The 11,603-nt window shown below is 59.2% G+C and carries 9 protein-coding genes and 2 pseudogenes; 4 read left to right on the forward strand and 7 right to left on the reverse strand.

The window, feature by feature from the left end; all coding sequences use genetic code 11:
• The coding region (locus tag Y707_RS0119425; protein WP_026536308.1) for an aldo/keto reductase at positions 1-315 on the forward strand (315 nt) is incomplete at its 5' end.
• 485 nt (positions 316-800) lie between these two features.
• On the opposite strand, the pseudogene Y707_RS27665 reads toward Y707_RS0119425, so the two are convergent.
• Positions 801-2,019, reverse strand: a pseudogene (locus tag Y707_RS27665) (IS1380 family transposase).
• A 97-nt stretch (positions 2,020-2,116) separates the two neighbouring features.
• Positions 2,117-3,404: pseudogene (locus Y707_RS0119435) on the reverse strand (IS30 family transposase).
• Positions 3,405-4,243: 839 nt separating this feature from the next.
• On the opposite strand from Y707_RS0119435, the gene Y707_RS0119440 reads away from it, so the two are divergent.
• Positions 4,244-4,471 carry a hypothetical protein gene (locus Y707_RS0119440; protein WP_162150252.1) on the forward strand — a complete coding sequence of 76 codons (228 nt, stop codon included), beginning with the start codon at positions 4,244-4,246 and terminating at the stop codon, positions 4,469-4,471.
• Between the two features lie 282 nt (positions 4,472-4,753).
• On the opposite strand, the gene Y707_RS33320 is transcribed toward Y707_RS0119440, so the two are convergent.
• The 5 genes from Y707_RS33320 to Y707_RS0119465 form a co-directional block, all read right to left on the reverse strand.
• Complete coding sequence (locus Y707_RS33320) at positions 4,754-5,113, reverse strand: hypothetical protein (protein ID WP_333782864.1); 360 nt, start codon at positions 5,111-5,113, stop codon at positions 4,754-4,756.
• Between the two features lie 53 nt (positions 5,114-5,166).
• On the reverse strand, positions 5,167-5,406 hold the full coding sequence (locus Y707_RS33325; RefSeq protein WP_026536312.1) for a galactokinase family protein: 240 nt from the start codon (positions 5,404-5,406) through the stop codon (positions 5,167-5,169).
• A gap of 76 nt (positions 5,407-5,482) precedes the next feature.
• Positions 5,483-6,310 carry a carbohydrate ABC transporter permease gene (locus Y707_RS0119455; protein ID WP_026536313.1) on the reverse strand — a complete coding sequence of 276 codons (828 nt, stop codon included), beginning with the start codon at positions 6,308-6,310 and terminating at the stop codon, positions 5,483-5,485.
• Positions 6,310-7,239, reverse strand: coding sequence for a carbohydrate ABC transporter permease (locus tag Y707_RS0119460; RefSeq protein WP_051442215.1), 930 nt, complete (start codon positions 7,237-7,239; stop codon positions 6,310-6,312). Before Y707_RS0119460 ends, Y707_RS0119455 begins: the two co-directional genes overlap by 1 nt.
• A 63-nt stretch (positions 7,240-7,302) precedes the next feature.
• A complete protein-coding gene (locus Y707_RS0119465; RefSeq protein WP_035782740.1) occupies positions 7,303-8,559 on the reverse strand; it encodes an ABC transporter substrate-binding protein in 1,257 nt (418 codons plus the stop codon).
• A gap of 305 nt (positions 8,560-8,864) precedes the next feature.
• Here Y707_RS0119465 and Y707_RS0119470 point away from each other — a divergent pair, with 305 nt between their 5' ends.
• Positions 8,865-10,067, forward strand: coding sequence for a Gfo/Idh/MocA family protein (locus Y707_RS0119470; RefSeq protein WP_026536316.1), 1,203 nt, complete (start codon positions 8,865-8,867; stop codon positions 10,065-10,067).
• 97 nt (positions 10,068-10,164) lie between these two features.
• Positions 10,165-11,187 (forward strand): LacI family DNA-binding transcriptional regulator, encoded by a 1,023-nt coding sequence (locus tag Y707_RS0119475; protein ID WP_026536317.1) that lies wholly within the window; start codon positions 10,165-10,167, stop codon positions 11,185-11,187.
• Positions 11,188-11,603: the final 416 nt, after the last annotated feature.

An 11,603-nucleotide genomic window follows, 5' to 3' on the forward strand; every position in this document is an offset into this window, starting at 1 on the left:
GACTACTGCCGTCTCCACGACATCACCTTGCAGGCGTGGTCGCCGTTCCAAGCCGGGTTCTTCACAGGGGTGTTCCTCGGTTCCCCGGAGTATCCGGAACTGAACGCCGTGATCGACCGTCTCGCCGCCCAGTACGACGTCCCGCCGATCGCGATCGCCACCGCCTGGATCACCCGGCACCCGGCACAGATTCAGGTTGTCCTCGGGACTACGAGCCCCGATCGAGTCGCGGGCGCCGCTCTCGGCTCTAATCTTCCGTTGACCCGGCCCGAATGGTACGAGCTGTTCCGGGCGGCCGGTCACCTCGTCCCATAGTCAATAAGCCCGGCCGACGGAGAACACCGCTTTTTCGTCGGCCGATGTGGACAGCAACCGTCAGAACGTCTGCGTGTTGCGGCTTCACATGTGAGCGCGGAGACGCCTCAGACAGGGTGTTGACTGGTAGCTGGCAATCTCCAATGGAGGATTCGGACAGTCCCTGCTAAACGCCGAACATTAGTGGGAACAATTCAGGGCTCCCTGGGCTCAGCGGTTACCTGCACTTCGATCAGTACCTGCAGGGTTCCACGCGATGCGGGTCTGCGGTTGGCATAGGACCAGCAAGCGGGCCCGGAGCATGGACATTGAGGAATGCGCAGTGAGGAGCTAAACCTGAATCCACCGGTCAGCTGTCGCTGAGGGCTGGGGTTTGATGTGGTTTCGTTTTCGGGCCGGCGGCAGGTGTGATGGCCGGGCCTCGCTGTCCGGTGGTGTTCCACGGTGTGTTTCGGTTGCGCCGTATCGGCTGGATTGACTGGGTTTTAGGTTGTTTTGGGCGGCGGGAATGTTGCGTCGAAGAGCTTTTCCCAATTGTCCTGCCATGGCCAGTCTTGGTGCAGGTGGAGGCGGATGCGTCGGGCCGAAGCCTTCAGATCCGCGTGGAGCTGCTCGATGACTGCGTGGGCACGGTGTGTTTTATCTGCTGCGACGGTATCGAAGACGCTGGCTGGAACGGTGGTGAAGAATGCGTGGAACCGGTGCATCGTGAACAGGGTTTGTTCGCCGGTGCCGGCTTTGCGGTTCAGTTCCGGAATCCGTCGCACGATGAGCCGGCCGGGGATCTGATCGGCTTTTTTCTTCGAGGTGAATGCGGTGAACTCGATTTCGGCGACTTCGGCATTGGAGATCCAGGTGCCGGTCTCTTCATCGAAGATGGCGTTGGTGTAGTTGATCTTCGTCCAGGCGTGCTCATCGATGGTTGAGATGGCTTTCTTCACTGCCGGGTCCATTTTGACGGTGATGGAGACTTTCGCTCCAGCCCGCGCGGCGGTAGCGGCAACCGCCTGGTTATAGAAGGCTGAATCGGCTCGCAGCAGAACCATCCCGGCCGCCTCCGCCGAGCGGAGCCGGGCCACGGTGGCCAGCAGGTCGGCGACGAACTTATCGGCCCCGCACCCGGAGTAGGCCGGACCCCTGCGCCGCCGCGCCCCGGCGATCACCGGGGCCGTCTCGTTCGTGGCCACGGTCCCCGATCAACGCGTTCAGACCCTTTGACGCCGGAGTAGCCGTAGCCGGCGCCTTGCTTGGCGTGCCCATAGGTCGCTTTGATCGTATCGTCGATATCGACCAGCGCCAGCTGATCAATCCCGGTGGTGATCTTCGTTTTCGCAGCCAACGCCGGCAGCCAGCGGGACGCTGCCGCCTCGAGCTGGCGGACGTGGCCGAAGGTGAACGCCCGCAGGAACGATCCCAGCGTTGAAGGGGCATAGACGCCGGCGAAGAGCTACCCATGGCGCCGTGGCGCAACAGTGCCATGTCATCGATGCAACCGGCGCCGGCGGCCATGCCCGCCACCAGGGCCGTGATCTTCAGGCCCGCGTTCGCCCCGAAATAGTCCGGCAGGCTCAAGTGCTCATCGACGAGTTCACCCAGCCCGGTCGCACCGGCCAGTCCCATCACCGGAACCAGCCCGGCCGAGGACACGAGGTTGGGATCATCGAAGGCGCTGGAAACCGTGGCCGGGCTATGGAAAACTTGCATCTGCGGGATGCCCCTCTTTTCAGTAAAAACGGAACTCTAGACAAGTCCTATTTTCCCTGATCAGGCGGATTCTAGGGGTCGTTGCAACACCCGGAGGTCAGCTAGTTATCAGTAGACCACGAAGACGCTCGGCCGGGGTATCCCAGTCCAATGTCTTGCGTGGACGAGCGTTCAGTTCCTGAGCGACGTGCTCTAGGTCCTCGGGCCCGTAGGCGTTCAGGTTGGTGCCTTTGGGGAAGTATTGGCGCAGCAGCCCGTTGGTGTTCTCGTTGGATCCGCGCTGCCATGGGCTGCCAGGGTCACAGAAGTAGACATCCATGTCGGTGGCGACCCCGAAAGCCTTGTGCTTGGCCATCTCCACGCCTTGGTCCCAGGTCAGTGATCCACGCAGATGCGACGGCAGGGTCGCCATGGTTTTGATCAGTCCGTCACGGACCGATTCGGCGGTGTGGTCCACGGGCAAGTGCACCAGCATCACGTAGCGGGTGGTGCGCTCGACCAGCGTTGCAATCGCCGATTGGTTGTGCGCCCCTGTGATGAGGTCGCCCTCCCAGTGGCCTGGGATCGCGCGGTCCTCGACCTCGGGCGGGCGTTCGGAAATGTTAATCATCGGATCCCGGAAACGGCTGGTGCGTTCCTCTGGATTCTTGCGCTTCTTGCGGCGGGTTCGTCCGGTGCGCAGGGCTTCCTTGACCTCGCGCTTGAGTCCGCCGCGGGCCTGCAGATAGAGGGCTTGGTAGATCGTTTCGTGACTCACACGCATCTGCTCGTCTTCGGGAAATTCTTTGATCAACAGGTTTGAGATCTGTTCCGGGGACCAGCGTGTGAGCAGCTTCGTTTTCACGTAGTCGCGCAGTTCCCCGTCGGCTGCCAGCTTACTGTCCTTCGGCCGTGCCCGGGCCCCGGTGGCGGTGCGGTGGGCGCCGTAGGGCTGGTAGCCCAGCATCGGGTGACTGTTGCGATTGATCTCTCGGCTGATCGAGCCCGCGCTGCGGCCCAGGGCTCGGGCGATGGCCCGCATAGAGTCTCCCCGGGCGAGCAGGTCCGCGATCCGAACGCGGTCGGGCTGGGAGAGGTAGCGGGCGCTGATGGACCGTTCCAGGGCCTCCATGGCCACCGGAGCGGATTCGGGCGCTGCCACCGCCTCTGGGGCCGCCGACGGCGCCGGGATCACAGGAGTTGCCGGTGCCGTATCGGGGGCCGACGGTTCGGCAAAAGTGGTAGTCACCTCCTGTTTATACGCGAGATCCGAGGTATCGGAGCCAACGGCGCGGCCATCGGCCTGAACCCGCTCGTTCTCCCACAGGTATCCGCTTTTTCGGCTCGCACCGGCGGCTGCTACGGCTTCCTTCCGGCTGACCCCCGCTTCGCGCAGCCGCAGGAATTCGGCGCGTTTGCGCACCCCTGGGTGAATGGACTCAATTCCGGCATGACGGGTCCAGCTGACGCACCGAGACCTCTCCAGACCAAGCTCCCGCGCGGCCACGCTGACGCTGCCCACGCGGGCCAGGACGGCGAAGAACTCATCCTTCTGCTCCTGGGTAGCAGACTGCTTGGCCACCGGCTTTTTGCGGGACTTGCGGGTGACGGCGCCGGCTTTGTAGGCCCAATGGAAGCAGGTTTGGACGTTGATGCCCAGCGCCTTGGCCGCAAGGCTCACGCTCCCCACCCGGTCCAGTAAGACATAGAACTTGTCCTTCTCGGCCTGGGTGTATTTTTGGCCAGGTTGCCTGCCGGAAGGGCCAGCCCAGGCACGGCAGGTACTGAGGTTGAATCCCAAATCTCGTGCAGCCAGCGAAATGCTTCCCAGACGCTCCAAGGCCAAGAAGAACTCGGCACGATCGGACCCGGAGTAACTCCGGTAAGCACGCTTCGGGGTCGGCTCGGCGGACGGACCAGACTTTTTCCTTAAGGACGATCTCTCCGTTAAGGAAGAGCTATTTATCGATGAAGTTTCCAAGGGTGTTGCAACTCCCGTTTTTCGGGGGTGTTGCAACGACCGCTAGAACTTGCCTCAGACGGGCTTTTCCCGCTTAAAACGCCGTAACTACCCAAAACCAACCGGTGGATTCAGGCTTAGGAGTGCTGGCTCCCTGTCCATGATCATCTTCCAGTGACGGGCAGGGGAGCCATCCCAATTCAGGTGGCCGTTGACAGGACAGGCGGCGGGCGCAGCCGGGCAGGGAACGAAAATTGTCTGTCCGGGATGCCAGAATCGACCACCATGGTCACTAAAGTCGATACCGCCTCAGCCGCACGGCACTTCGAAAATCACGACGGCGCCTACATATCCTTATCCCCGGACTTCGGATCGAGCCGGGCCACGTATGCCCCGTACCGCCGTGAACCCTACATCAGCGCGAACATACCCCTGAGCGCAGGCGGGACAGCACACATCACCGGCAAAGCCGGCGGCTGGACCACCTCGGGCAGTCCTGGTCCAATGGGCTGACGTCGTAGGGGTGTGCCACAACGTCTGGGTCGAACCCGCACAGGTGCGGCGTATCCGCCGCGAAGACAGCACCTGGCAGGACCCATACGATCTGCACTCCGGCTGATAAACATCGTGAAGCGAACATATGCGCCCGTTATCGGCCTTGTTGATGCTGTAGATATGGAAGAACCTGCCCGCGAATAACTTGGTTACCGGTTTAAGCGATACGCCTACCAGTCACTCATCGCAGTGTCCGGTAGCAATTCTTCCCGCACGGGGACGATATCGAGAGGGAGATACTCACAGCCCGATTCTGCCTGCCCCATCAGCTGGGGAGACGGCGAAGATGCGGGGTGCTTTGTGCCCGGCGGCCGCAAACTTGTTTTCGATGGCTGTTTGGAATTGATTTGTGGATTCCTCTAGACCGAGCGCGATGGCTGACCCGCCGAAGCCGCCGCCGGTCATTCGCGCCCCAATAGCGCCGGAAATTCCGGCCGTTTCCACGGCGAGGTCGAGTTCGGGGAAGGAAATTTTGAAGTCTTCGCGCATGGAGGCATGGCTAGCATGTAATACCTCTCCGATAGCGTTGGGATCGAGTTCGTTTAGTAATTGCGCCGTCTGTATCACCCGGTCGTTCTCGGTAAGGACGTGCCGGACCATGCGAAAGGATCTGTGGTCCAGCTTGCCCTCGATACTAGCGAGGTCCTCAAGAGTCAGTTCGCGGAGGGTGTGTACACCGAGCTTGGCTGCGCTGCGTTCGCAGGTATGTCTTTCCGGATGCCGATGGCAGCGCGGCAGGATTTGTTAGTGGCGAAAGGCAGCACGAAGCCGCCGTTGTAGTCCGTATGTTCACCCATCAGGTTCACGCGGCCGGGCGCTTGCCAAACTCCATCGGGATATTCGCCAAACTGATCAGCGAAGGCTCCGGAAAGATCAGCGGCTGCCTTCAGCATGGATTCATGATGTGTGCTTGCTGCTGTCCCTTGTTCCGAAGGAGGAGCCATTGCTGGTCGTCCGACGGTTCCGGTATTACTTCTCCGCACCGGCAACCATGCCTTTCATGAAGTATTTTTGGAGGAATAGGTATGCGATGAGAACGGGGGCGACCGCCATCAGGGATGCGGCCGCTGCTGCACCCAGGTTGCTGCTTTGTGTTGAGAAGAACGAGCCGATGGCGGGGGCGATGGTTTGCACCGCCGGATCGGTCAGGATGTAGACCGAGAGGGCATACTCGTTCCAGACCCGAACGCCGACCAGAATTATCACGGTCGCGGTTACCGGCTTGAGCAGCGGAAAGACTATGCGGAACAGAACCTGGAATATGTTCGCGCCATCCACTGTCGCCGCTTCCTCGAGGGAACCGGGGATTGTCCGCATGAAGGAGGCGTACAGAAAGATGGCCAGAGGCAGTTCTGTGGTGACCATGACTGCGATGATTCCCCAATAGGTATTAATGGCTTCCAGCTTGTTCAGGAACGAATAAAGGGGAACCAGGATACTCAGCGGCGGGATCATGATGATGGCGAGGGTCCCCATGAAAATTCCCTTGTTCAACCGTGTCCTCCGCCGGGCGAGGGGATAGGCCGCCATAGCCCCGAGCAGACACACGAGAGCCGTCGATATGCCGGTGATGATCACACTGTTGAGGATGGCCCTGCCGATATGACCGTCAGTCAGCGCCGTCTCAAAGTTCCCCCAAAAGATTCCATCCGACGGAAGCAGTAATTGGGAAGAAAGATCGGTACGCGGCTTCAGGGCTGTCGTGGTCGCCGCATAAAATGGGACGAGCTGGATGATGGCTATAGCCGCCATCGCGATTCCTACAGCGGTGAAGGCTGCCCTTTTACTCAGTGTCATTATGCCTCCAGGCGGTGGCGGTCGAGTGCGGCGTTCAGGATCAGTGTGAACACGATGATGATGAGGAATAGAACCACTCCCATAGCGGAGGCATAGCCGGCACTCTGATTATCGAAATAGGAAACACCAATGAGCGTTGAGACGGAGTGGCTCGAATAACCCGGGCCGCCGCCGGTGAGTACCTTGATAACGTCGAAAAGTTTTAGGCCGCCAATGAGGTTCAGCACGATGCTTGCGGCAAATGCCGGTTGCAGGAGGGGAACGGTGATGTGGATGAATTGTTTCCAGCCTGTCGCACCGTCCAGGGTCGATGCCTCGTAATACATCGAGGGGATCGACTGCAGCCCGGCAAGGTAAATGATCATCGAGATCCCCATGAACTGCAAAGAGTTGATGAGGACGATAATGATCACTGCTGCCGTGGAGTTGCTGAGCCAGGCAACGCGTTCTCCGCCGAAAAAGATGACAAAGTCATTCAACATTCCGTTGTTGAATTGAAACAGCAGGTAGTACATGGTTCCCATGACGACAGGGGAAACAAGAACGGGAAGATAGATGATCGTTCGGGCGATGCCGCGTCCCCGGATGCGTCTGTCCAGGACAAGAGCAAGACCCAACCCCAGGATCTGCTGAATGATTGTGCAGCCTATCCCATAGATAAACGTGTTCAGCAGCGCGGTGCGGAAGACCGCGTCTTCAAAGAGCCGCAGATAGTTGGACACCCCTACGAAGGCGCGGTCCGCGCTGTATCCGTTCCAGTTCGTAAATGAAAGTCCAATGCCGCTGATCAGCGGATAGACCATGAAGATGGCAAACAGCAACAGCGCCGGCAGGTAGAAAACGTTTATGATGCCACCGCGGCGTGATTTACGCGGGCGGCCGCCACTCGGTGCCGCGGTTGCAACCTTCCGCGTCAAGAGTTGAGTCATGGGTCCTCTTCCCGAGATCCGTGCATAGGCCGGAACCGTTGTTCCGGTCCCGGCCTATGACAATTATTTGTTCTGGCCGTAGAGACTGTTGAAGTCGGTCTTCATCTGATTTACCGCTGTTTGGACGTCTGACTGGCCGGTGATGACTGCTCCGGTCGTGGTCACCATGGTGTTCCACATTCCGTTTGGCAGATATACCCTGTCGAAATACGGCTTCAGCTCCAGATCATCGTTTTCGACGAAAGTTTCGTAACTGTCCTGGAATACGCCCAGATCAGCCTCAGCGTTGGTCAGGCCGGGCGCAGAGCCGGCGGCGGCTGCCAACTTGCTCAAATTTTCCGGCTGGGCGAGGAAAGCCAGGTAGGCTTTGGCCGCCTCAGGATTGTTTGTTTCTTTGGCGATCCCGTAGGCGTTCATTTCCCCGCCTATCAGGTATTTTTTGCCGCCCTCGAAGTTGGGCACGGGAACGAAACCCAGGTCCGCGTCGGGATTGTATTGAAGCCCGTTCTGCGCGTAGTCGTTCTGCCCGAAAGCGAAGGCCGCGTCGCCCTGCGACAATGCCCGGGAAATATCATCCTGAGTCGCGGAAGCAAAGTCCGGATTGAAGTAATCCGCCTCGCGCCACTGAGCTACAAGCTCGAGTATCTGAGAGTAACCATCCTCGACGAACTCCCCGTTGGAGAATTTTTCAAGTTCCTGATCAGAGAAGGCGCCCGGAGCGATCCAGTCAGCGACATTCCCTGCCGGCCCGTTGTCCTTTCCTGATACATAGATCGGTGTCACACCATTGGCCTTGACAGCCTTCGCAGCGTCCGTAAAATCGGTCCACGTATCGAGATCATTAGGGTCGACTCCCGCGGCTTCGAGGACCTCGCCGTTGTAGAGCACGCCGGCGATGTCCGTATCAACAGGCAGGGCAAAGAATTGGCCATCATCGTTCCTCATCGCTGAGTCGAGCGCAGGATTGAAGTTTTCCGCCCACGGCTCCTCATCCAAGGGCATCAGGAATTCGCTGTAACGCAATAGTGACCAGCCGTGTGTGTACCAAATGTCCGGGACGTTTCCGGAGGCCAGGCGCACTTTCATGTCAGCTTCATAGCTCTGGGTGGTCGGCACCAGGTCGACCTCGATGTCAGGGTGCTCCTCCTTGAATTGGTCGGTGAGTTCCGTAAAGGTTGTCATCAACGCTGAGTCCACGGTCTGACCGGTTTGGAATTCGAGGACGTTGGAGTCTTCGGATCCGCTGGATGTGCCGCCGCAACCACTGGCTAAGAGTGTGAGGGCGGAGGCTGCTGCCACAAAGGCGATACGGGATTTCATGATGCGTCCTTAGGTGAGGGAGTGCTCATTCTTGGTTCTCTTTTCCTTCTTTATGCAGTGCCAAAAGGGGTCAACCTGCCGGCATAACCACCGTGCGGCCGCCTCGGACGGAACGATGTGACCTAGGCAACATAGTTGGACAATCTACACGGGTAAAAAAGACAAAGCAAGAACTAATTCATAAAAGTCCGTGTTGAATTGGCGCTCTCGCAAAAGCAGGTAACTCGTGTAGAATTCCTGAAAGTGAAGTGTCTCACGTCGACTTCGCGCATATCTCTGTTCACACCACCAAGTTAGGGACCCTGATGTCGTTTTCCATAGGTCTTGTAGGAGCCGGCCAGTTCGCCGGCCAGTTTGCAAAGCTGTTCAAGCTGCATCCGGGCGTCAGCAAAGTGCTGGTGACCGACTTCGAGCAGAAACGGGCAGAAGATTTGACGGCCCGTGCCGGTCTTGACGGGACAGTGAAAGACTTCGAGGCGCTGTTGGCCAGTGATGTCGAGGCTGTGGCCATTTTTACCCAGCGCTGGACTCATGGGCCCTTGGTGGTTCAGGCGCTGCGCGCGGGCAAGCATGTCTACTCTGCCGTGCCGATGGCGATCTCCGAGGAGGAGATCGCGGACATTATCGCCACGGTTAAGGAGACCGGTCTGACGTACATGATGGGGGAGACCAGCTACTACAACCCGGCAACGGTCTACGCCCGGCATAAGCTCAGCACCGGCGAGTTCGGCCGGGTGTTTTATTCCGAGGGCGACTATGTCCATGACATGGATCTGGGGTTCTACGCTGCCTACAAATACAGCGGCGGTGAGGACTGGAAAAAGACCGCCAGCTACCCGCCGATGCTGTATCCGACCCATGCCATTGGCGGTGTCCTGGGCGCGCTGCCCTCGCACGCCGTCAGCGTCAGCTGCATTGGGGTGAAAGACGAACGTGGAGACGGCGTCTTCGATAAGGACGTCAGCATGTTCGGCAATGACTTCTCCAACGCCACCGCAATGTTCGAACTCTCGGACGGCGGCGTGATGCGGACAAACGAGATGCGCCGGGTCGGATATCCCTCGCATCTGCGCGAATCCAGGTTCCGCTATTTCGGCACGGAAGCCAGCTTCGAGCAACTCGCCCATATTTCAGTGTGGCAGGACAAAGAAAAGGTCCACGACGTCTCAGAGGAATTGGAAACCTCCGCCACGATGTCCGCCGATGATCCTGCACTGGCACATGTGGCGCCTGAACTGAGGGACGCCTTCATTTCCGGGCACGCTCCGGTGCACGATGTTAAACGCCTGCCGAAGGAACTGAACGGTGCACCCAACGGGCACGAAGGCAGCCACCACTTCCTGGTGGATGACTTTGTCACCGCCGTCAACGAGCGGTCACTGCCGCCGGTGAATGCATGGGTTGCGGCGCGGTTCACGTTGCCGGGCATCGTCGCCCACCAGTCCGCCAACCGCGGGGGAGAGCGGCTCGACGTCCCCGATTTTGGGGATGCCCCGGACGGTCAGTAGCTAAACTGTGAGGGCGCGGACGCTTAGACTGCGCCCTCACAGCGTCGGCCCGGCGTACAACCGGCAATATCCCCTGAACATGAAAGCTGATCCGCAAATGACATTGACAGCGGCCCACCCGGGGCGTAATCCCGTTACGCGCAAGGATGTCGCCAGATATGCAGGCGTCAGCACTGCCGTCGTCAGCTATGTCGTCAATTCCGGACCGAAAAAGGTGGCACCCGCCACGGAAGCACGGGTCCTGGAGGCCATCCGTGTACTGGGGTACCGCCCCAACGCAGCTGCCCGCGCCCTGAAACTCGGCTCCACCGAAATGCTGGGCCTGGTCATCCCTGACAACACCAACACATTCTTCGCCGAGTTGTCGCACGCTATCGAAGACGCTGCGAATGAACTTGGGTATGCTTTACTGCTGACCAATTCCAACAGTACCGTTGCCAAGGAACGCAAGCACGTCCGAAATCTCCTCTCCCGGCAGGTCGACGGACTCCTGCTCGCCAGCGTGGAGTCTGATCCTCATCTTGAACAAGTGGTTGAAGCGGGAATTCCTACAGTGCTGCTTAACCGCTACGAACCGGCTGAGGGTTTTGCTTCCATCGGCGTCGACCTAACCCAAGGCGCGGTGGCGGCTGTCGAGCATCTAATCGGACATGGGCACACCAACATAGGCCTCGTCGTCGGAACAGGCTCTCAAGAATCAATGGATGGACGTGAGGACGGATGGTTGATGGCTCTCAAAAAAGCACATCTGCCTGAAGGCCCAATGATGCGAGTGCCCTTCACCCTGCAAGGTGGATACTCCGCGGGCATCCGGCTCGTCGCCAGCCATCAACGTCCAACCGCCATATTCGTCAGCTCAGACATGCAAGCAATCGGCGTGCTCCGTGCTCTGCATGAGGCGGATCTGCGGGTTCCTGAAGATGTCGCGGTCGTATCATTTGACGGGTCGCCCGATTCAGAATACAGCTGGCCCGCACTCACATCCATCCGTCAGCCCATCCATGCCATGGCTGAAGCTGCAGTGCGGACGCTATTGGATCCAATGGCAGCAGCCGAACACACGATCTTCCCCACCGAGATGGTAATCCGCCAGTCATGCGGTTGTGCCTCCGTACGGTAATCCCAGGGAGACGGATCGGCACGCAACACCCTCACTGGATGCGGCGGAGACCGGCCACCACTCTTTCTTCTCACCTGACGTATCTGCCCGTTATCGGCGAATAACGATGTCGGGTTGCATCTGTTGCGTGAACACGTCATCGCTTGAGATTTGGGGCTTTCCCCGCTGATTTCCGCACTTCCGCACGCACGGGTTGTCATGCTTGCCCAAATGAGAACTGTTAGAAGGTGTCTTGGTGTCATACCGCAGGTACAGTCCGTAGGCCCGGTTGTCGCGCAACGGTCGTTCATGGTCCACCCGAGGTTGACCGTGCCGTCAAGTCTCGGTGTTTCTATGGAACAACACCCCATTCAAGGAGACACTGTGCCTCATCCCTTCACCGCGTCCCGTCGTAATTTCCTTGCCGGCTCGGCCGG

The organism is Arthrobacter sp. H14 (assembly GCF_000520495.1).
Classification (GTDB): domain Bacteria; phylum Actinomycetota; class Actinomycetes; order Actinomycetales; family Micrococcaceae; genus Arthrobacter_C.

Excerpts from the sequence above, each read along its gene's own strand:
- Y707_RS0119440 (WP_162150252.1), top strand. The coding sequence starts at position 4,244 with ATGGTCACTAAAGTCGATACCGCCTCAGCCGCACGGCACTTCGAAAAT.
- Y707_RS33320 (WP_333782864.1), bottom strand. The coding sequence starts at position 5,113 with ATGGTCCGGCACGTCCTTACCGAGAACGACCGGGTGATACAGACGGCG.
- Y707_RS33325 (WP_026536312.1), bottom strand. The coding sequence starts at position 5,406 with ATGCTGAAGGCAGCCGCTGATCTTTCCGGAGCCTTCGCTGATCAGTTT.
- Y707_RS0119455 (WP_026536313.1), bottom strand. The coding sequence starts at position 6,310 with ATGACACTGAGTAAAAGGGCAGCCTTCACCGCTGTAGGAATCGCGATG.
- Y707_RS0119460 (WP_051442215.1), bottom strand. The coding sequence starts at position 7,239 with ATGACTCAACTCTTGACGCGGAAGGTTGCAACCGCGGCACCGAGTGGC.
- Y707_RS0119465 (WP_035782740.1), bottom strand. The coding sequence starts at position 8,559 with ATGAAATCCCGTATCGCCTTTGTGGCAGCAGCCTCCGCCCTCACACTC.
- Y707_RS0119470 (WP_026536316.1), top strand. The coding sequence starts at position 8,865 with ATGTCGTTTTCCATAGGTCTTGTAGGAGCCGGCCAGTTCGCCGGCCAG.
- Y707_RS0119475 (WP_026536317.1), top strand. The coding sequence starts at position 10,165 with ATGACATTGACAGCGGCCCACCCGGGGCGTAATCCCGTTACGCGCAAG.